A 20787-nucleotide genomic window follows, 5' to 3' on the forward strand; every position below is an offset into this window, starting at 1 on the left:
TTACTTGCTGATATTGCGCTTTGCGAGTGTGCGAAGACGCAATGCGTTAAGCTTGATGAAGCCTGCAGCGTCCTTCTGGTCATAGGCGCCATGGTCGTCCTCGAAGGTCACCAGCGTGTCGGAATAGAGCGACTTGGCGCTCTCGCGGCCGGTCACCATGACATTGCCCTTGTAGAGCTTCAGCGTCACTTCGCCTTCCACATGCTCCTGGCTCCTGTCGATCAGGGCCTGCAGCATTTCTCGCTCCGGCGAGAACCAGAAACCGTAATAGATCAGCTCGGCGTAACGCGGCATCAACTCGTCCTTGAGGTGGGCCGCACCCCGGTCAAGCGTGATGGATTCGATGGCGCGATGCGCGGCAAGCAGGATGGTGCCGCCGGGCGTCTCGTAAACGCCGCGCGACTTCATGCCGACGAAACGGTTCTCGACCAGATCGAGACGACCGATGCCGTTTTCACGGCCGTAATTGTTGAGCGTGGCAAGAAGCGTCGCCGGCGACATTTCAACGCCGTTGATGGAGCAGGCATCGCCCTTGCGGAAACCAACCTTGATGACGGTTGCCTTATCGGGCGCGGCTTCCGGGGAGATGGTGCGCATATGCACATATTCCGGCGCTTCCTGCGCCGGGTCTTCCAGAACCTTGCCCTCGGAAGAGGAGTGCAGCAGGTTGGCGTCCACCGAGAAAGGCGCCTCGCCCTTTTTATCCTTGGCAACCGGAATTTGATGCTGCTCAGCGAAGTTCAGGAGGTCCGTACGGCTCTTGAACGACCAGTCGCGCCAGGGAGCGATGATCTTGATATCCGGATTCAGCGCATAGGCCGACAGCTCGAAACGGACCTGATCGTTGCCCTTGCCGGTGGCGCCATGTGCGATGGCGTCGGCGCCGGTCTTCCTTGCGATTTCGATCAGGTGCTTGGAGATCAGCGGACGGGCAATGGAGGTGCCGAGCAGATAGACGCCTTCATAAACCGCGTTTGCGCGGAACATCGGAAACACGAAATCCCGTACGAACTCTTCGCGGACGTCCTCAATGAAGATTTCCTTGATGCCCAGCATCTCGGCCTTCTTGCGCGCCGGCTCGAGTTCTTCGCCCTGGCCGAGATCGGCGGTGAAGGTCACCACCTCCGCGCCGAGTTCCGTCTGAAGCCATTTCAGGATGATCGAGGTGTCGAGACCGCCGGAATAGGCGAGAACGACTTTCTTAACGTCTTTCGGAAGTGCCATAGTGATGTCCATCTGCATGATGACGGCATTGGGACACCGCCATTTCCTTGGGATTTCGGCACTTTTACAGTGCAAGCCGAAATGTGTGAAGCGCTTTTCAGTGAGATAAGCGACAAAACAATTGATGGGCGCATACGAGGGCTGACGATGACCGGGCGTATTGATGGAAACGAGGCGATTGTCACATGCATTATGAAAATTCGCGCTTTATCATAAAGCGGCGCGATCAACTTGAAGACCGTGAATGAAACCCGTGAGGTTCAGGCAACGTTGCAAACCGCTGGAAACAGCCGAAACGACGCGAAGGAGAGACCTATGACGACCATCCACCCCGCATTCAAGGAAGATAATGTCGCCGTCATCACCGGTGCTGCCTCCGGCATCGGACTTGCCGCAGCCCGCAAATTCGCCGGTTTCGGCATGAGTGTCGTGCTCGTCGATCTAGACGGCGAGAGGCTTGCCGCAGCCCATGCGGATATTGTGGCCGTTGCCAAGAACGGCGAAGCGCAGGTTGTCGCCATTCCGACCGACGTATCCAGGCTCGATGAACTGGAGGCGCTGGAGCGCGCCGTGATCCAGCGTTTCGGACGCGTTCACGTCCTGATGAACAATGCCGGCATCCAGCCCGGCAGCGCCATTTTCGGTCCACAGGCCAATTGGGAAAATATCATCAACGTCAATCTGATGGGTGTCGTGAACGGCAGCCGTGTTTTCGGGCAGGGCATGATCGCCCATGGCGAGCCGGCGCTCATCGTCAATACCGGCTCGAAGCAGGGCATCACCACGCCTCCCGGCGATCCGGCCTATAATGTCTCGAAGTCCGGCGTCAAAACCTTCACGGAGGCGCTTCAGCACGAATTGCGTAACCTACCGAACAGCTCGGTTTCCGCTCATCTGCTGATCCCCGGCTTCGTCTTCACCGGCCTCACCGCCCATGGCAGGACAGAAAAGCCTAAAGGCGCATGGACCGGCGAACAGACCGTCGATTTCATGGTTGAAAGCATCGGTCGGGGCGATTTCTACATTCTTTGCCCGGATGGCGAGGTGGACCGACAGACCGATGAAAAGCGCATTCTCTGGGCGGCCTATGACATCGTCCAGAACCGTCCGCCGCTATCGCGCTGGCACACGGAATATTCCGCCGCCTTCACCAGCTTCCTGAAAAACTGAATGTTCCGGGCCGCCGCGATGTAACCATTGCGGCGGTTTTTCGCGTCAGTGCTCAAAAGCATTGGCAGAAATGCGAAACCGCGTTAAGCACGGCAATCTCCAGCTTTTACGGGTGCCGCGATGGATTTCGTTCCCAGCCTGCCGACATTGATCGCCTTCACCATTGCCATTCTCCTTCTGGCTGTGACCCCGGGGCCTGACATGACGCTTTGGATCAGCCGCTCCCTGCGTGAGGGCCGGACGGCAGGTTTCATGACACTTCTGGGAACCAATATCGGCATTACCGTGCACACGATGCTCGTCGCCTTCGGCGTCGCCGCCCTCATCGTCGCCTCGCCGACGGCTTTCATGATCCTGAAGACCGGCGGAGCCGCCTATCTGGTCTGGCTCGCCATCCAGGCAATCCGCAAAGGCTCGGATTTCGTGATGGTGAAAAGCGCCGGCGAAAAATCGCAGTCCTCCCTGAAGTCGGCGCTGCTGAACGGCATCTGGGTCAACCTGCTGAACCCGAAGATCATCATCTTTTTCATGACCTTCCTGCCGCAATTCGTCAGCGCATCCGATCCGCATGTGACCGGCAAGCTGATCTTCCTCGGCATCTGGTCGATCATCGTCGCGCTGCCGATCGGCATCGGCATCGTAATCGCGGCAGATGTTCTTTCAGCCTGGCTGCAACGCAACCGGAAAATTCTGCGCGGACTGGATTATACGATCGCAGGTGTCTTTTCGCTTTTCGCCGTCAAGATTTTCTTCACGCAGGCGCGCTGACGGCAACAAAAAAGGCGCCCTACGGCGCCTTTTTTACAATCAACCGATCAGCAACTCATCGTCATCGAGCTTCTGGCCGCGTATCTTGCGGAACATGTCGATCAAATCTTCGACCTCGAGATCCCTGCGGCTGTCGCCGGAAACGTCGAGCACGATCTCACCGGCATGCAGCATGATCGTGCGGCTACCATAATCCAGCGCCTGACGCATGGAGTGGGTAACCATCAGCGTCGTCAGCTTGCGCTCCGACACCACCTTGCGGGTCAACTCCATCACGAATTCGGCCATGCCGGGATCGAGTGCCGCCGTATGTTCATCCAGCAGCAGCACGTCCGAGCCGGACAGCGTCGCCATGACGAGCGAGACTGCCTGCCTCTGACCGCCGGACAGAAGGTCCATGCGGTCCTTCAGACGATTTTCCAGCCCGAGATTGAGCGAGGCGATGCGCTCCTTGAAGAAATCCCGCCGACCACGCCCAAGCGCCGGCAAAAGGCCGCGACGCGTGCCGCGCGACGCCGCCAGCGCCAGATTTTCCTCGATGGTGAGCGCGCCGCAGCTGCCCGCCAGCGGGTCCTGAAACACGCGCGCCACCCGCCCCGCCCGGCTGGCGGTCGGTTTGCGGGTAACATCGGCGCCGCCGATCATCACCTTGCCCGCCGTCGGCAGGACATCACCGGCGAGAACGCCGAGCAGCGTCGATTTGCCGGCGCCATTCGAGCCGATGACGGTGACGAAGGAGCCATCCTCAATAGTGAGGTCGATCTTGGAGAGCGCCTGCTTCTGCAGCGGCGTGCCGCGCCCGAAGACAACTTGAATATCGGAAAGGGAAATCACGATGTTGCTCCCCCGCGGCGCAGTCGGGGCAGGATCAATGCGATGGCCACCAATACCGCCGTTACGAAATTGAGATCGGACGCCTTGAGGCCCAGCACATCGCTCGACAGAGCGAGCTGGATGGCGAGACGATAGGCGATGGAGCCGAAGACACAGCCGATCAGCGCGACCAGAATACCGCGCGCGCCGAACAGTGTTTCGCCGATGATGACGGCCGCAAGCCCGACAACGATAGTGCCGACACCGGAGGTCACATCCGCAAAACCATTGGTCTGCGCGAACAGCGCGCCGCCGAGAGCGACCAGGGCATTCGAAAGCGCCATGCCGAGGTAGATCTGGTTACCTGTCTTCACCCCCTGCGCCCGCGCCATCCGGGCATTGGCGCCCGTCGCGCGCATGGCAAGGCCCGCATCGCTTTCAAGAAAACGCCAGACGAGGATGACCGCGGCCAGCACCAGCGCGCCGACGAACAGCGGCCGCACCAGATATTCCGACAGGCCGAGGCCGTAAAACGGCGATATCATCGTATCCTGATTGAGCAGCGCCACATTCGGCTTTCCCATCACGCGCAGATTGACGGAAAACAGCGCGATCATCGTCAGGATCGACGCAAGCAGGTTGAGGATTTTGAAACGAACGTTGAGGGTGGCGGTCACGATGCCGGCGGCGGCACCGGCCACCATCGCAATCGCCGTCGCAACCCAGGCATTCAGACCGGCGATGATCAGCACGGCAGCCACGGCGGCGCCGAGCGGAAACGAACCGTCCACGGTCAAGTCAGGAAAATCAAGCACACGGAAAGCGAGATAAACGCCGATCGCCACGAAAGCGAAGACCAGTCCCAGCTCCACGGCGCCCCAGAAGGCGATTTGGCTCACGGTAATGTCCTTGTTATTGCCGCCATCAGGCGGATACGGGTGCTGTCTCGCGCCACGTAAAACGGGCGGCGAATTTGCCGCCGCCCGTTATTCAGTCTGGTTTCGGTTCAGTCGATGACCTTGGTGGCGCGCTTGGTGACGCTTTCCGGGAAGGTGACGCCGGCTTTTTCGGCGGCCTTCTTGTTGATCACCAGATCAGTGCCGACAGCAACGGTTGCCGGAATATCGCCCGGCTTTTCACCCTTGAGAATGCGGACAACGACGGCGCCGGTCTGTTTGCCAACGTCGAAATAGTTGAAGCCGAGGGCGGCAACCGCACCGCGGGCGACCGAATCCGTATCGGCCGCGTAAAGCGGGATCTTGGCTTCGGAAGCAACACCGGCAGCCGCTTCGAAAGCGGAAACGATAGTGTTGTCGGTCGGAACGTAGATCACATCGGCCTTGCCGACCAGTGCGCGGGTTGCACCCTGCACTTCTGCCGATTTGGTGGCGACGGATTCAACAACCTTGAGACCCGCCTTCTCAGCCTCAGCCTTCAAGAGGGCGAGCGTCGATACGGAATTGGCCTCGGCCGAATTGTAGATGAAACCGATGGACTTGGCGTTCGGGGAGATTTCCTTGATGAGCGCCAGATGTTCGCCAACCGGGAGCATGTCCGAAAGGCCGGTCACGTTGCGGCCAGGCTTTTGCATGTCCTTGACGAGCTGTGCGCCGACCGGGTCGGAAACCGCCGTGAAGACAACCGGAATGTCGCGCGTGGCGGCAACGACGGCCTGCGCGGAGGGCGTGGAGATCGGCACGATGACGTTCGGCGCATCGCCAACGAACTGGCGCGCGATCTGCGCGGCGGTGCCGGGATTGCCCTGCGCGGACTCATAAAGGAACTTGAGGTTCTCACCCTCCTTGTAACCGGCTTCAGCAAGCGCGGCCTTGACGCCGTCACGGGCGGCGTCAAGCGCCGGATGTTCGACGATGGCGGTGACAGCAACGGTGACGTTTTCAGCCTTGGCCGGCAGAACGAGGGCGCTCGCGGCGGCGAGAGCCAGAATGAATGCGCGCATGGATATCCTCCTGTTGGTTCCCTGTTTTCGTCTTCTTAGGAACAAGACAGCCCGAAATCAATCGGAGAACCACTGCAAAACAAGCTTTCAGGCGGCAATTGCGGCTTATTCAGTCATCCGCGCCGTGGTTGGCGATCATCATCGCCTCGAAAGCCAGCCTTTCGGTCTTGCGCATCCGTTCCGATTCCGACTTCAACTGGCCGCAGGCGGCGAGAATATCGCGACCGCGCGGCGTGCGGATCGGCGAAGCATAACCTGCCTGATTGATGAAATCGGCGAACTTCTCGATCTGCGCCCAGTCCGAGCACTGATAGTTCGTGCCCGGCCATGGGTTGAACGGAATGAGGTTGATCTTGGCCGGGACACCCTTCAAAAGCTGCACCAGCATCTTGGCGTCTTCCAGACTGTCATTGACATCCTTCAGCATCACATATTCGAAGGTGATGCGACGGGCGTTGGAGAGGCCCGGATATTTGCGGCAGGCCTCGATCAGTTCCTTCAGCGGATATTTCTTGTTGATCGGCACCAGCATGTCGCGCAGCTCGTCGCGCACCGCATGCAGCGAAATCGCCAGCATGACGCCGATCTCATCGCCGGTGCGGAAGATTTCCGGCACAACGCCCGATGTGGAGAGCGTGACGCGACGCTTGGAGAGCGACAGGCCGTCGCCATCGGTGGCGATCAAAAGCGCGGTCTTCACATGCTCGAAATTATAGAGCGGCTCGCCCATGCCCATCATCACGATGTTGGAAACCTTGCGGCCTTCGCTCGGCACATAAGCGCCGACCGGCGTCGAACCGTCGGGAAAATCACCGAGCCGATCGCGTGCCAGCAGAAGCTGGGAAAGGATCTCCTCAGCCGTCAGGTTGCGCACGAGGCGCTGGGTGCCGGTGTGACAGAAGGAACAGGTCAGCGAACAGCCCACCTGGCTTGAAATGCACAGCGTACCGCGACCCTCTTCGGGAATATAGACCGTCTCGATTTCGACCGGACGTCCCGCACCGCGCGGTGGGAACCGCATCAGCCATTTGCGGGTGCCGTCATTGGAAATCTGTTCCTCGACAATTTCCGGACGGGCGATGGTAAAGGCCGCCTTCAGCTTCTCGCGAAGCTCCTTGGCGACATTGGTCATATTGTCGAAATCGGAGACGCCGCGCACATAAAGCCAGTTCCACAACTGGCTGACGCGCATCTTCACCTGCTTCTGCGGCACGCCGATTTCCGAAAGCGCCTCACCCATTTCCTCACGGGTCATGCCGATCAGCGACGGCTTGCCGGACATCAGATCGCTATTGGCGATCAACGGCGTTTTGACTGCCAGGCCGGCAGGGGCTTGCATTACAGACATTACGCTATCCCATCATTCCATGCATCGCACGACCGGCCTTTCGGATAGGCGGAAAATCGTCTGCATGTCGAGAAAATCAAAGGCGGAGCAGTTTTCGCGCATCCGCCTGTCAATGTTGCCGCGCCTTTAGCATCAAACAAGCAAAAACGCAAATGGCCGGTCAAGGACCGGCCATTGTCAGACACAATACGGTGTCAGGATTATTTGCAGCTCTCGATCTGCTTGAGAGCCGCCGAAATACCCGACAGCGAATAGGAATAGGACGTCGCGGTGCCACGGCCGGAGGTGGCCTTGACGGTCATGGACCTGCCGCCCTTCATGGCCGCCACAAGCGCCGGTTCTTCGGCGGCGTTTTCAACCCAGGCGGCCTTGTCCTTGGTGAACATGACGAAGTTTTTGTTGTCGATCGTCACATTAACCTTGGAACCCTGCTTGAGCGGATAACCCACCATGGCCTGCGGCTCATAGGAAATGTTCTGCCCCGGACGTTGCGAAACGATGAAAAAGATATCGCCGTGGTCGACATTTGCCGGCTCCTTGGCGGTCGGAATGGAAAGAACGTAGCAGACGGTGCTGTTGCCCGATTTGTACGAATAGGCACCCCATGCATTGAACTGCTGGATGCGCGTGGGCGACTGTGCAGATGCTACGCCGACGCTGGTCAGCAAAATGGCCGCTGCGGTTGCTACACTTCTTACAAACATTGAATTTCCTGCCGGGTTATTGTCTTCCATTGGCCCGAAGCATCGGCGAGCCCAGTTTCTGGATCGGCCACGTTCAGGTGCGGATCGTCTTTTCTCATTGTGGTCGGGAAGCGGTTACCAAACCGTCAACAACACGCATAAAATGCCGGAAACGTCTTGCGGTGTTACAGATTGGCGACTCCCGACGCCCTGAGGAGAAAGGTGCGAAACACCCTTCTTTCGTGTGTATGACACATAAATTCAGGCAAGAATTTGTCGCCCGTCAGGCTCGCCCGAACAGGCAGATCACAGAGGCGTTACCCGGCTTCCTGCTGCCGTTTCAGCATGGCGTCAGCCGCCTCGTAGTGCTCCATCTTGATATGGGCGCGGATCATAGCGAGCGCTGCCGTAATGACGGCGATGTCGTCAGTGAATCCGATAACGGCCAGCACATCCGGCACGGCATCCATCGGCATGATGAAATAGGCGAGCGCCGCCAGGATGATACCCTTGGCGCGCAGCGGCGTATCGCGGTCGATCGCGCAATAATAGGCCGCCGCCGCATCGCGTGCGAAAGGTACCTTCGACATCACGCGCTTCAGCTTGGGCCAGAATTTCGCACGCACGACGTTCTCGCGCTCCTCCCGCCTGTCGGCTTCACCAGGCAGAAGAATTTCACCGATTTTCACATCATCCATGATCGACGGTCCTCCGGTCACGGCTATTATATGGGATTTAAGCTCCGCCGTTCAATTGCTTCGGGCCACAGCCGCCTTCTGCATGGCCTCGGCCAGAAGAAAATCGCGCTCCGTCACACCCTGCGAATCATGGGTGGTGAGGCAGACCTTCACCCGCGAATAGACATTGGACCATTCGGGATGATGATTGAGCCTTTCCGCCACAAGTGCGGATTCGGCCATGAAACCGAAGGCTTCCGCAAAGCTTGCAAACTTGAAGGAACGGACGATAGCCGCTCCGTCCTCGCGCAGGGACCAGCCCTCTAGTTTCGACAGGGCCTGCCGGATGGCGTCCGGCTCTAGTCTGGGATATTTCATGAACTTACCTCCGCTTGAGACCCATTAACGCTTCAACGACGGGATCGACGCACAATCCATGAAACATACAGCTATTCTTTTTGTCTGCATGGGCAATATCTGCCGTTCACCGCTGGCCGAAGGGATTTTGAGACGCCTTGCCGACAGCGCGGCCATGTCTGATCAGCTCACCATCGATTCCGCCGGCACCGGCGGCTGGCACGCGGGTGACGCGCCCGATCCACGGTCCATCGCCATGGCGCGACGGCATGGCGTCGATATTTCCCGGCAGCGGGCGAGACAGGTCACCCTGGCGGATTTCGAGACCTTCGACCTGATACTCGCCATGGACGAAAACAATCTGGCGAACCTGCTGCAATCGAGCCCGGGAAGGCAGCGACACAAGATCCATCTCTTCATGGACTATGCCACTGGCTGCCGCGAGAACGTCCCCGACCCCTATTACGGGGCCGAGGACGGGTTCCTCAAGGTCTACAACATGCTCTTGGCAGGATGCAGATCGTTGCTCGAAAAGATGGAGCTGGACCGCGCCTCATGAAGCGGAAACGCCTCTTCAACGATATAGGGTCCACCGCCCACCGATTCCTTCGACGACATCAGCACGAAACGGCCGACCGTGAAGGGCGAGGTGCGGAAGTTGCCGCGTCCGGAAAGATACTGCACCACATCGTCCACGCGGGAGGAGCGCAACCGCGCCAGCGTGACATGCGGCATGAACTTGCGCGGATCGGGCGGGAGACCGATCCTCTGGCAAATCCGCTCGATTTCCGCCTGAAGCGCATGCATTTCCGGCGAGGGAGAAACCCCGGCCCAGATGGAATGCGGTTTCTTGGAACCGAAGGACCCCATACCGGTGAGGTTCAGCTGGAATTCCGGCCTGTCGATCCGGTCCAGCCTGTCCACGACCTCATCTGCGGTACGACCGTCGATGTCACCGATAAAACGCAGGGTTATGTGATAATTCTCCACATCGATCCACCGGGCTCCCGGCAGACCACCGCGCAACAATGAGAGGCTCATAGCCGCATTGCGCGGAATTTCGAGGGCGGTAAACAGTCTCGGCATGGCGAGCTCCCCGAATCTCTTGGCAGAACAAGCATAGCGAATCACGCAATGCAGGCGGGCGCAAGTGCTTATTTTTTTTGCGCACCGATTGTCGTGATGAAGCTTTCAACAACCGGCAAAGATTTTTCAACCATCGTCGCCACACCCTTCGTATTGGGGTGCATCTTGTCGTCCAGCTTCAGCGCATCATCCGTCACCACGCCATCAAGAAAGAACGGATAAAGCGGCAGGTTGTATTTTTCGGCGAGCTTCGGAAAGATCGGATTGAAGCGGCTGGCATAATCATCGCCCATATTCGGCGGTGCCATAATGCCGACCAGCAGCACGGCTATATTGCGTTTCTGGAAACCGGAAATGATGGTATCGAGGTTCTTTTCCGTCTGTTCCGGGGGAATTCCGCGCAGCGCATCATTCGCGCCGAGTTCCAGAATGACCCCGTCCGTACCATCGGGAACCGACCATTCCGCTCGCGCCAGACCACCTGAGGAGGTATCGCCGGAGACACCGGCATTGGCGATGGCGACATTGACGCCCTTGCCCTTTAATGCAGCTTCAAGCTGTGCGGTGTAGCTGTCGGTTGGCGGCAGCTGATAACCAGCCATCAAGCTGTCGCCGAGGCCGACCAGTTGCAATGTCCGTTCCTGAGCCATCGCAACAGAGCCCGAAAAGGCAGCGGCGAAAATGACGATGAAGTGAAACAGGGCAGCTTTAAATCTCATCACGGCTTTCCTAACTTGGTTCCCATTGTCTGAAATACCGACCGCATCGAGCGCCAGACCGTTTTCATCACCCTATATAGGAACGAGAATTGTGACGAAAAGCATCATAGAGCTGAAGAAAGCCGACCTCACGCTCGGCAATGCCGCCGCCTCCGTTCACGTTCTCAAGAACATCGATCTTTCAATCGGAGAGAGCGAGGCGGTTGGTATCGTCGGCCCCTCCGGATCGGGAAAGTCGACGCTTCTGATGGTGCTTGCCGGTCTCGAGAGGCTCGATAGCGGCGAAATCATCATTGCCGACACCGAACTGCACAAGCTCGGCGAAGATGCGCTGGCGGATTTCCGCGGCCGGAATATCGGCATTGTCTTCCAGTCCTTCCATCTCATCGCCAATATGACGGCGCTCGAAAATGTCGCCGTTCCGCTGGAACTGGCCAATGTTCCAAACCCGTTCGAGATCGCCAGACGCGAGCTCGTCGCTGTCGGTCTCGGCGAGCGCCTGAGCCATTATCCCGGCCAGCTCTCCGGCGGCGAACAGCAGCGTGTCGCCATCGCCCGCGCGCTTGCCCCTTCGCCGGCCGTACTGATCGCCGACGAACCGACCGGCAACCTCGATACCGATACCGGCAGGCAAATCGCCGATCTTCTCTTTGCCAAGCAGGCCGAACGGGGCATGACGATGATCCTCGTCACCCATGATCCGTCGCTTGCCGCCCGGTGCTCACGGCAGATCAAGGTGCGATCCGGCGAGATTGAGGGCGACAGCGCCCGTCCCCAGATGGCGCGGGCGGTATCGGCATGATCGGCTCCATTTTCCCCTCTTTCGCCAATATAAGAAACGCCATGAGGCTTGCGCGCCGCGAAATTCGTGGCGGCCTGCGCGGCTTTTACATTTTCCTTGCCTGCATTGCGCTCGGAACCGGTGCCATAGCCGCCGTCAATTCCGTGTCACGCGCAGTCACTAGCGCCATAGCCACCGAAGGCCAGTCGATCCTCGCCGGAGACGTCCGTTTCGAGCTGCGCAACAGGGAGGCGACGCAGGAGGAACGGGCCTATCTCGACCGCCTTGGTACCGTCGCGGTTTCCACCGGGCTGCGTTCCATGGCGCGCCTTGCCGATGGGTCTGAACAGACCCTGACGGAGGTGAAGGCCATTGACGGCGCCTACCCGCTCTATGGAACTTTCGTGGCCGCGCCGAACCGACCGCTGAGCGAACTTCTGGCCGGGAACGGCGACACCTATGGCGCCATCGCCGCGCCGCTTCTGCTGGAACGGCTCGGCATCAAGGTCGGCGATGAAATCCTGCTCGGTAATGTGAAGCTGAAACTGACCGGCACCGTGGTCGACGAGCCGGATGCTCTGTCCGACGGTTTCGGTTTTGCTCCACGACTGATGGTCAGTCGCGACGCCCTTTTCGCCTCGGGTCTCGTTCAGAACGGGAGTCTTGTCGAACATGCCTACAAGATCAGGCTGAACGATCCTTCGGCACGGTCGACGATGACCGATGCGGCCAACAAGGCCTTTCCCGATGCCGGCTGGTCCATCCGCACCAGTGACCGGGCGGCCCCATCGCTCACCGAAAACGTCAATCGCTTCTCGCAATTCCTGACGCTGGTGGGCCTCACCGCGCTCATCGTTGGCGGGGTCGGCGTCGCCAATGCCGTTCGCGTCTTTCTGGATTCCAAACGCACCACCATCGCCTCGCTGAAATGCCTGGGTGCGCCGGCCTCGGTGGTCACCATGACCTATCTCTTCCAGATCGCCTTCATCGCCGCCGTCGGCATCGTCATCGGCCTTGTCGTCGGCGCCGTCGCGCCGCTTATCGCCATGCGGTTTCTGGAGGGCGTATTGCCCGTGCCGAAGGAGCTTGCCTTTTATCCCGGCGCTCTCGGCCTTGCCGCCCTGTTCGGTCTCCTGACGACGCTCGCTTTCGCCATCGTACCCCTTGGCCAGGCGCGCGAGGTGCCGGCAACGGCGCTTTTCCGCGAACAGGGTTTCGAGGAGGGAAGCTGGCCATCCTGGCCCTATCTGGCAGCAACCGGCCTGCTGCTGGCGGCGCTCGCCGCCCTTGCCATCTTTTCTGCGGAAGACCGCTTCATCGCCTCGGTCTTCCTGGCGGCGATCGCTTTTGCGTTCATGGTGCTGAGGTTCGTTGCATCCGGCGTCAAGGCCATCGCCAAGCGCAGCCCGCGCGTTCATTCGGCTGCGCTCAGGCTGGCGATCGGCAATATTCACCGGCCAGGCGCGCTCACCCCCTCCGTCGTTCTTTCGCTCGGCCTCGGCCTGACCCTGCTCGTGACGCTGACGCTGATCGACGGCAATCTGCGTCGCGAATTGACGGACAGCCTGCCGGACCGCGCACCGAATTTCTTCTTCGTGGATATTCAGGGCAGCGAACTTCAAGGCTTCCGCGATCTTCTGAAACGGGAAGTGCCGGAAGGCGCGCTGACGGAAGTGCCGATGCTGCGCGGCCGCATCCTGGCGCTCAACGGCGAGGATGTCACGAAGATGGAGGTGCCTCCGGCCGGGCGCTGGGTGCTGCGCGGCGACCGGGGCATCACCTATTCGCAGGATATTCCCGAAAATGCGGCTCTGACAGAAGGAAGCTGGTGGGGGCCGGACTATAGCGGCGAGCCGCTGGTTTCCTTCGCAGCCGAGGAAGCTGGAGAACTGGGTCTCAAGATTGGCGACACGGTTACCGTCAACGTGCTCGGCCGCAGCATCACGGCCAAGATCGCCAATCTGCGTAATGTCGAATGGGAATCCCTCTCAATCAATTTCGTCATGGTGTTTTCGCCCAATACCTTCCGCGGCGCACCGCATGCCTGGCTTGCGACCCTTGCCGATCCTGCCGCAACCGCCAGCGACGAGGGCCGCATATTGCGAGCCGTCACCAACACCTATCCGACGATCACCAGCGTGCGCGTGAAGGATGCGCTCGATGTCGTCAACCGGCTTGTCGGCCAACTCGCCACCGCCATTCGCGCCGCTGCGGCCGTTGCGCTCATCGCCTCCGTCCTGGTCCTTGCCGGCGCTCTTGCCGCCGGAAACCGCGCCCGTACCCATGACGCGGTCATCCTGAAAACGCTGGGCGGCACACGAAACCTGCTCATCCGCGCTTTCTCCTACGAATATATGATGCTCGGCCTCGCCACCGCTGTCTTCGCGCTTTTCGCCGGCGGCGTCTCCGCATGGTTCGTGATTGCCCGTATCATGAAGCTGCCCTCCAGCTTCCTGCCGGATGTGGCGATCGGAACCCTCGTCGTCGCCCTCGTCATGACGGTGGGCATCGGTCTCATCGGCACATGGCGGATTCTCGGGCAGAAGGCAGCCCCGGTTCTCCGGCAGGCAGGCGAATGATCATCGGTTGTACGCCGCTTAACTTTAACGATTAATTCTTTGTAATGATCGCCAAAACGTGAGCGCTTTTCGCGCATATGGTGTCTTTTCGACGGGAAAAGGCCTTGTATCGGACACGATCTGCCATCATATTCGTGAGTAGGCTTGCTGAAGCTCCGCAGCGGCGCCCGGGAGGTATCCCGACACCGTAGCAATTACGGAGCTCAAAAGAGGAAACAATGGCTGACTTCAATAACTACCAGAACCGCATGGCGCAGACGCGTGCACAGTCTGGTGCGATGATCGATGAAGGTCTTCGCGCCTATATGCTGAAGGTTTATAACCTGATGGCGCTGGCTCTGGTCATCACCGGTGTCGCGGCATTCGCGACCTTTACGCTCGCGACCACCAATGAGGCTTTCGCCCAGTTGCTCTATGCGTCGCCGCTGCGTTGGGTCGTCATGCTCGCACCGCTCGGACTGGTGTTCTTTCTTAGCTTCCGCATCCAGAACATGAGCGTTTCCACTGCGCAGATGACCTTCTGGGTCTATGCGGCGCTGATGGGCGTATCACTGTCTTCGATCTTCCTGGTCTATACCGGCCAGAGCGTCGTACAGACGTTCTTCGTGACCGCTGCCTCGTTCGGCGCGCTCTCTCTTTACGGTTACACGACCAAGAAGGACCTGTCCGGTATGGGCTCTTTCTTGATCATGGGTCTGTTCGGTCTGATCATCGCATCGATCGTTAACATCTTCCTCGCGTCTTCTGCGCTGCAGTTCGCGATTTCCGCGATCGGCGTTCTGATCTTCGCAGGCCTCACCGCCTACGACACGCAGAAGATCAAGGAAATGTATTTCGATGGCGATGACGTTGCCGTGGCTGGCCGCAAGGCGATCATGGGTGCGCTGACGCTCTATCTCGACTTCATCAACCTGTTCATGTTCCTCCTGCAGTTCATGGGTAACCGTGACAAGTAAGGGCAGGAACCCAACTGGCAGACATGCAAAAGGCGGCCCTTCCGGCCGCCTTTTTATTTACCAGCTTTCTCACGGACTGCCCTTTCGCCCGTTTGTCGCATAGAGCCACAGCAGGCTGGTGGGATAGCGCGCCATCTCATCTCACTCGATGAGCTTCAAAACCTTGTCGAAGACCTTCAGAACCTGCGGCAACTCATGCCCACGTTTTAAAATGCGGCCATCCGTATTCACCACGCAATAAGCACCCTGTTTCGCCGCCAGCTTGGGGTTTTTCTCGATCCTGAAAAGCGGCATTTCACCTGAGCGCTTGAAGACGGAAAACACTGCCTTTTCCTTCAGGTGATCGATGGCGTAGTCACGCCATTCGCCCTCTCCCACCATGCGGCCATAGATGCGCAGAATCGCATCCAGCTCGCGGCGGTGAAAGGTGACCGGCAAAGGGTCCTTGTTCTTTTTATATTCGCGGAGATCGATGACGGTGGAATTGTCACGTGAAGCGGTCTGCACCTGCTGCACATCCGGTTGATCGGTCATCCAATACCTCCGATTCCACCCAAATCATCCGTGCAGTGTGAGCCTGAGAGGGCGAAATTGCAAGTCTTTGCACCGGCATGGCGTACAGGACAGGGGAATTCCGGGCAGGGTTTGACAAGCCTTCGATGCGCAGCGGAACCGGAAGACGGCAGCGCAGAACTGCGCCCGCCGTTTCTCGGACAAGCGCTGCCAACTGCAAAAGCAGGGATTAAAAATGGTAACCATTTAGGCAGCCATTTTCGCGTAGGCTGCCGTATTTCGGTCAAACCATGGCCTGAATTGGGTGGAATAGTCCTATTGTCAATTGATGCCTAGGCACCAAGATGACCCGGTCCGGTGCATTGACCCTTTACCCCCAGCCCCCAATGCCCGGACCGGATCTTCCATCGCCTTACGGGCGATCAAGGGTTTTCATTTCCAAGCAGGATACTGGCGCCGACGATTGCCGCGGGATCGCCACCGGCGTTGGCTGTCTGCAAAAGCACGGCGCAGCCGCCCTTTTTCACCTTGGCCACCACGCTCGCCGGAAGCTTCACCGTCATTGGCGAACCATCCCACATGCCGACTGTCTGCACATCATAGACGCTGTGCCAGTAGGACATTTTTTTCCCCTGGTTTTCGCCCTTCTGCACATCCACGGTCTGCTCGCGCGTGAAATACGCAACGACGACATCGGCCTTGCCGCTGCCAGCGCCAATATCGATCTCCACCTCGTCACCGGCAAATTTCGACGAAACCGGCACGTTCAGTCCCTTTCCCTCGCGCTTGAAAGCATCAAGCCTGTCATAGATACCGCGAACATCGGCACCCTTGACATGGTCGCGGCCGTTCAGAATGGCCTGCGGCGTATAGACCCCGTTACGACCGAGCGCGCGCATATAACCATATTGCCGGTCGGTATTTTCCTTCGAGGCGAGCGAATCCGTCCAGCCGAGATAGTTCCAGTAATCGACATGGTAGGAAAGACCGACGACGTCGCCCTTCTGAATCATCTTGCGCAGGGCTTCATCCGCCGGCGGGCAGGATGAGCATCCCTGCGAGGTGAACAATTCGACGACGCCCTTCACGGCCTCCTGCGCCTGCGCGGAGGTGACGAGAAACGTGCCGAGAAGACATATCGACAGAGGGAATTTCAGCGGCATTACAAAAACCTTTGTCCGGAAGAGATCCAGACGAATTGATGCGATCAATCCTGCCGGATGCAAACCGGAAAATAACGTCTAACGCCCTTCAATAGAAAGTCACGAAGGGGTGAGCGACAATCACAAAAAAAGAGACCGCAAAATGAAAGGCGCCGGGATTTCTCCCGACGCCTTCGATCGTCAAAGTATTAAGCGGCCAGATCGCGCAGAACGGTCTGCAGAATGCCGCCATTGTTCATGTAGATCACCTCATCAAGCGTATCGATGCGGCAAAGAAGCGGAACTTCCTTCACCGACCCATCGCTATATGTGATCTTGGCGATCTTCTTTTCACGCGGCTTGATTTCACCTTCGAGACCATCGATCTCGACGATTTCATCGCCCTTGAGGTCCAGGCTCGCCCAAGTCGTGCCTTCCTCGAAGACGAAGGGAACGACGCCCATGCCGACCAGGTTCGAACGGTGAATACGTTCGAAGGACTGCGCAATGACGGCCTTGACGCCAAGCAGGTTGGTGCCCTTGGCCGCCCAGTCGCGGGACGAGCCGTTACCATATTCGACACCGGCGAAGATGACGAGCGGAACACCCTCGGCCTTGTACTTCATGGCCGCGTCATAGATCGACATCTCTTCCTTGGACGGATAGTGGATGGTGTAGCCACCTTCCTTGCCGTTCGGGCCGAGCATGTGGTTGCGGATGCGGATATTGGCAAAGGTGCCACGCATCATCACTTCGTGGTTGCCACGACGCGTACCATATTGGTTGAAGTCCGCAACAGCGACGCCATGCTCCGTCAGATAGGCACCGGCAGGCGAAGCGGCCTTGATCGAACCGGCCGGAGAAATATGGTCGGTGGTGATCTTGTCGCCGAAGAGACCGAGGACGCGCGCGCCCTTGATGTTCTTGAGGCCCGAGCCCTTTTTACCCATGCCAACAAAATAGGGCGGGTTCTGAACATAGGTGGACTGGTCGTCCCAGGCATAGGTCTGGCCCGGCGGAACCTGAACGGCCTGCCAGTTCGCATCGCCCTTGAACACGTCGGCATACTTCGTTTCGTAAAGCTCACGGGTGACGTATTTCAGGATGAATTCCTGGATTTCCTTGGAGGTCGGCCAGATATCCTTGAGGTAGACCGGATTGCCGTTCTGATCGTCGCCGATCGGCTCCTTGGTCAGATCCTTCTGGACCGAGCCGGCAAGGGCATAGGCGACGACGAGCGGCGGCGAGGCCAGATAGTTCGCCTGAACGTCAGGCGAAATACGACCTTCGAAGTTGCGATTGCCCGAGAGAACACCGGCGGTGATCAGGCCCTTGTCGTTGATCGTCTTGGAGATCGCGGGCGGCAGCGGACCGGAATTGCCGATGCAGGTGGTGCAGCCGAAACCGACGAGGTTGAAACCGATCGCATCGAGATCCTTCTGCAGACCTGATTTGTCGAGATATTCGGCAACGACCTGGCTTCCCGGTGCCAGCGAGGTCTTCACCCATGGCTTGGACTTCAGCCCCTTGGCGACCGCATTGCGGGCGAGAAGGCCGGCGGCAATAAGAACGGAGGGGTTGGACGTGTTCGTGCACGACGTAATGGCGGCAATAGCCACATCGCCGTGACCGAGATCGAACTCCTCGCCCTCAACCGCATAGCGGCTGTGGAGCTGGCCGGGCTTCTTGTAGTCGTTCTCGAGAGCCGTCGCGAAATTCGGCGCGATGGTTTCGAGCGGCAGGCGGCCTTCCGGACGCTTCGGTCCGGCCATGGAGGGCACGACATCGCCAAGATCGAGTTCCAGCGTGTCGGTGAACACGAGGTCGGAACCATCGCCGGTGCGCCACATGTCCTGCGCCTTGGAATAGGCTTCGACGAGCGCGATACGGTCCTTTGCGCGGCCGGACATGGTCAGGTAATTGATGGTTTCACCATCAACCGGGAAGAAGCCGCAGGTCGCACCATATTCCGGGCCCATATTGCCGATGGTTGCACGGTCGGCCAAAGACATCGAATCGAGGCCGGGGCCGAAGAATTCGACGAACTTCGAAACCACGCCCTTCTTGCGCAGCATCTGCACAACGGTCAGAACGAGGTCGGTCGCGGTGACGCCTTCCTTCACCTTGCCGGTCAGCTTGAAGCCGATGACCTCAGGCAGAAGCATGGAAACCGGCTGGCCGAGCATGGCAGCTTCAGCCTCGATACCGCCGACACCCCAGCCGAGAACACCGAGACCATTGATCATCGTGGTATGCGAATCCGTACCGACGCAGGTATCCGGATAAGCGATCGTCTCGCCATCCTCTTCCTTGGTCCAGACGGTCTGGCCGAGATATTCGAGGTTGACCTGGTGACAGATGCCGGTGCCCGGCGGGACAACGCGGAAGTTCTTGAACGCCTGCTGGCCCCACTTGAGGAAGCGATAACGCTCGCCGTTGCGCTCATATTCGAGTTCGACGTTGCGGGCAAACGCATTCGGCGTGCCGAATTCATCGACGATAACAGAGTGGTCGATGACGAGATCGACGGGAACGAGCGGATTGATCTTTTCCGGATCGCCACCGAGAGCCTTGATACCGTCGCGCATGGCGGCGAGGTCAACCACGGCGGGAACACCGGTGAAGTCCTGCATGAGAACGCGGGCGGGGCGGTAGGCAATTTCGGTTTCGGTCAGGCCCTTGTTACCAAGCCATTCGGAAACCGCAAGGATATGCTCCTTGGTGACGGACTGGCCGTCCTCGAAACGCAGCAGATTTTCCAGCAGAACCTTCATGGAATAGGGCAGCTTGGAAACGCCCTTCAGGCCATTGGCTTCAGCCTTGGGAAGGCTGAAATAGACATAGTCCTTACCATCAACGGTAAGGACGGAACGACATTGAAAACTGTCGAGTGACTTGGGCATGGATTAAAACCCCGCTTACACTGATAGCCAACACGTTCGTGCGGACACCTATGCACTCATGCACATCAGGATGCGGGTACGACCATTTCCGCTGTCCGCACGTGAAAATTGCTCCTCGCAATCGTCAAGTCCGGCGCAAGATGATGTTCACGCCGGCCGCTGGCGTGGTTGACACCCATATAGATAATTTCGGAGAAACGTGCCAGACCATTCCACGAAGCTAATCGATTTTTTTATCGAGACGACGAAATCTGAAACGGAATCGCAGCATGGATTTGACGGCGGAAAATCTTGGCGTGCGACGTGGCGAAGATTTCATATTCATGAACATTTCCTTCAAGTTAAGCGACGGAGAGGCTCTGGTGCTGACCGGCCGCAACGGCTCGGGAAAATCCACTCTCCTGCGGACAGTCGCCGGCCTACTGCGCCCCGAACAAGGCAGCGTAAAGATAGCCGGCGAAGGGGTTGATGAGGAGATGCGGCCGTCAGAGGCTTGCCATTATCTCGGCCATCGCAATGCCATGAAAACCGAACTGACCGTTTCGGAAAACCTGCGCTTCTGGAAGGAATTCCTCAGCGACTTTGCCGGCGGCACGGGCATGATGATTGATGAGGCAGCGGAGATCGTTGGCCTTGCCGGCATTACCCACCTGCCCTTCGGTTATCTCTCCGCCGGCCAGCAGCGTCGTTTTGCCATGGCGAAGCTTTTGATTGCATGGCGACCGGTGTGGATACTCGATGAGCCGACGGCGGCGCTCGACAAAGCTGCGGACGGGATGTTTACCGATCTCGTCAAAAGCCATTTGGGGAAAGGCGGGATTGTCCTGGCTGCGACCCATCAGTCTTTGGGGCTAGAGAAGGCGCGTGAATTGCAGATGACGGGTTTTGCGGGTGTGGAGGCTTGGGCATGAACGGTTTGCGCACGGGGCATACCCCCCTCTGCCCTGCCGGGCATCTCCCCCTCAAGGGGGGAGATCGACTCGTGGTGAGCTCTCGTCCATCTGAAAGCTTGAGAATGGAGCGGCGAAATCGCGTCTTGCCGATCTCCCCCCTTGAGGGGGAGATGCCCGGCAGGGCAGAGGGGGGTAAACCACACCCGCAGAGGCCT

The 20787-nt window shown here is 58.8% G+C and carries 20 protein-coding genes; 7 read left to right on the forward strand and 13 right to left on the reverse strand.

Features of this window, described 5'->3' with window-relative positions:
- On the reverse strand, window positions 1-1224 hold the full coding sequence (locus tag O9X91_RS07460) for an argininosuccinate synthase (protein WP_142912964.1): 1224 nt from the start codon (window positions 1222-1224) through the stop codon (window positions 1-3).
- 315 nt (window positions 1225-1539) lie between these two features.
- Here O9X91_RS07460 and O9X91_RS07465 point away from each other — a divergent pair, with 315 nt between their 5' ends.
- The gene (locus tag O9X91_RS07465; RefSeq protein ID WP_142912963.1) at window positions 1540-2394 is read left to right on the forward strand and encodes an SDR family NAD(P)-dependent oxidoreductase; all 855 of its coding nucleotides are present in this window, start codon (window positions 1540-1542) and stop codon (window positions 2392-2394) included.
- A gap of 120 nt (window positions 2395-2514) precedes the next feature.
- On the forward strand, window positions 2515-3162 hold the full coding sequence (locus tag O9X91_RS07470; protein ID WP_077985490.1) for a LysE family translocator: 648 nt from the start codon (window positions 2515-2517) through the stop codon (window positions 3160-3162).
- A 39-nt stretch (window positions 3163-3201) separates the two neighbouring features.
- Here the strand turns inward: O9X91_RS07470 and O9X91_RS07475 are convergent, their stop codons facing one another.
- The 7 genes from O9X91_RS07475 to O9X91_RS07505 form a co-directional block, all read right to left on the reverse strand.
- The gene (locus O9X91_RS07475; protein WP_077985489.1) at window positions 3202-3996 is read right to left on the reverse strand and encodes an ABC transporter ATP-binding protein; all 795 of its coding nucleotides are present in this window, start codon (window positions 3994-3996) and stop codon (window positions 3202-3204) included.
- On the reverse strand, window positions 3993-4874 hold the full coding sequence (locus O9X91_RS07480; protein WP_077985488.1) for an ABC transporter permease: 882 nt from the start codon (window positions 4872-4874) through the stop codon (window positions 3993-3995). The genes O9X91_RS07475 and O9X91_RS07480 overlap by 4 nt, the downstream gene beginning before the upstream one ends.
- A 107-nt stretch (window positions 4875-4981) precedes the next feature.
- Complete coding sequence (locus O9X91_RS07485) at window positions 4982-5935, reverse strand: ABC transporter substrate-binding protein (protein WP_077985487.1); 954 nt, start codon at window positions 5933-5935, stop codon at window positions 4982-4984.
- 109 nt (window positions 5936-6044) lie between these two features.
- Complete coding sequence (gene rlmN / locus O9X91_RS07490; protein WP_142913030.1) at window positions 6045-7217, reverse strand: dual-specificity RNA methyltransferase RlmN; 1173 nt, start codon at window positions 7215-7217, stop codon at window positions 6045-6047.
- Window positions 7218-7483: 266 nt separating this feature from the next.
- A complete protein-coding gene (locus tag O9X91_RS07495) occupies window positions 7484-7987 on the reverse strand; it encodes an invasion associated locus B family protein (RefSeq protein ID WP_077985486.1) in 504 nt (167 codons plus the stop codon).
- Between the two features lie 296 nt (window positions 7988-8283).
- Entirely contained in the window at window positions 8284-8664 is a 381-nt protein-coding gene (locus O9X91_RS07500) for a YkvA family protein (RefSeq protein WP_077985485.1), read from the reverse strand.
- A gap of 51 nt (window positions 8665-8715) precedes the next feature.
- A complete protein-coding gene (locus O9X91_RS07505; RefSeq protein WP_142912962.1) occupies window positions 8716-9021 on the reverse strand; it encodes a 4a-hydroxytetrahydrobiopterin dehydratase in 306 nt (101 codons plus the stop codon).
- A 58-nt stretch (window positions 9022-9079) separates the two neighbouring features.
- On the opposite strand from O9X91_RS07505, the gene O9X91_RS07510 reads away from it, so the two are divergent.
- The gene (locus tag O9X91_RS07510; RefSeq protein WP_142912961.1) at window positions 9080-9559 is read left to right on the forward strand and encodes a low molecular weight protein-tyrosine-phosphatase; all 480 of its coding nucleotides are present in this window, start codon (window positions 9080-9082) and stop codon (window positions 9557-9559) included.
- On the opposite strand, the gene thpR is transcribed toward O9X91_RS07510, so the two are convergent.
- Together thpR and O9X91_RS07520 are read right to left on the reverse strand one after the other, a co-directional pair.
- Complete coding sequence (gene thpR, locus O9X91_RS07515; protein WP_077985482.1) at window positions 9493-10086, reverse strand: RNA 2',3'-cyclic phosphodiesterase; 594 nt, start codon at window positions 10084-10086, stop codon at window positions 9493-9495. The two genes, O9X91_RS07510 and thpR, sit on opposite strands and share 67 nt — an antisense overlap.
- Before the next feature lie 68 nt (window positions 10087-10154).
- Window positions 10155-10805: an arylesterase gene (locus tag O9X91_RS07520; RefSeq protein WP_142912960.1), complete on the reverse strand. Its 651-nt coding sequence runs from the start codon at window positions 10803-10805 to the stop codon at window positions 10155-10157.
- Between the two features lie 91 nt (window positions 10806-10896).
- Here O9X91_RS07520 and O9X91_RS07525 point away from each other — a divergent pair, with 91 nt between their 5' ends.
- From O9X91_RS07525 to O9X91_RS07535, 3 genes are all read left to right on the forward strand, one after another.
- Entirely contained in the window at window positions 10897-11607 is a 711-nt protein-coding gene (locus tag O9X91_RS07525) for an ABC transporter ATP-binding protein (protein ID WP_142912959.1), read from the forward strand.
- Entirely contained in the window at window positions 11604-14165 is a 2562-nt protein-coding gene (locus tag O9X91_RS07530) for an ABC transporter permease (protein ID WP_142912958.1), read from the forward strand. The genes O9X91_RS07525 and O9X91_RS07530 overlap by 4 nt, the downstream gene beginning before the upstream one ends.
- A gap of 218 nt (window positions 14166-14383) precedes the next feature.
- Window positions 14384-15121, forward strand: a complete 738-nt coding sequence (locus tag O9X91_RS07535; RefSeq protein WP_142912957.1) for a Bax inhibitor-1/YccA family protein — start codon at window positions 14384-14386, stop codon at window positions 15119-15121.
- 141 nt (window positions 15122-15262) lie between these two features.
- On the opposite strand, the gene O9X91_RS07540 is transcribed toward O9X91_RS07535, so the two are convergent.
- The 3 genes from O9X91_RS07540 to acnA form a co-directional block, all read right to left on the reverse strand.
- A complete protein-coding gene (locus O9X91_RS07540; protein WP_003523170.1) occupies window positions 15263-15655 on the reverse strand; it encodes a DUF2794 domain-containing protein in 393 nt (130 codons plus the stop codon).
- 401 nt (window positions 15656-16056) lie between these two features.
- The gene (locus O9X91_RS07545) at window positions 16057-16797 is read right to left on the reverse strand and encodes a DUF1223 domain-containing protein (RefSeq protein WP_003523168.1); all 741 of its coding nucleotides are present in this window, start codon (window positions 16795-16797) and stop codon (window positions 16057-16059) included.
- A 188-nt stretch (window positions 16798-16985) separates the two neighbouring features.
- Window positions 16986-19679, reverse strand: a complete 2694-nt coding sequence (gene acnA, locus O9X91_RS07550; RefSeq protein ID WP_077985476.1) for an aconitate hydratase AcnA — start codon at window positions 19677-19679, stop codon at window positions 16986-16988.
- A gap of 269 nt (window positions 19680-19948) precedes the next feature.
- On the opposite strand from acnA, the gene ccmA reads away from it, so the two are divergent.
- Window positions 19949-20590 (forward strand): heme ABC exporter ATP-binding protein CcmA, encoded by a 642-nt coding sequence (gene ccmA, locus O9X91_RS07555; protein ID WP_142912955.1) that lies wholly within the window; start codon window positions 19949-19951, stop codon window positions 20588-20590.
- The last annotated feature ends 197 nt before the right edge of the window (window positions 20591-20787 follow it).

It is taken from the genome of Agrobacterium salinitolerans (genome assembly GCF_027498475.1).
In the GTDB taxonomy this organism is placed as follows: domain Bacteria; phylum Pseudomonadota; class Alphaproteobacteria; order Rhizobiales; family Rhizobiaceae; genus Agrobacterium; species Agrobacterium salinitolerans.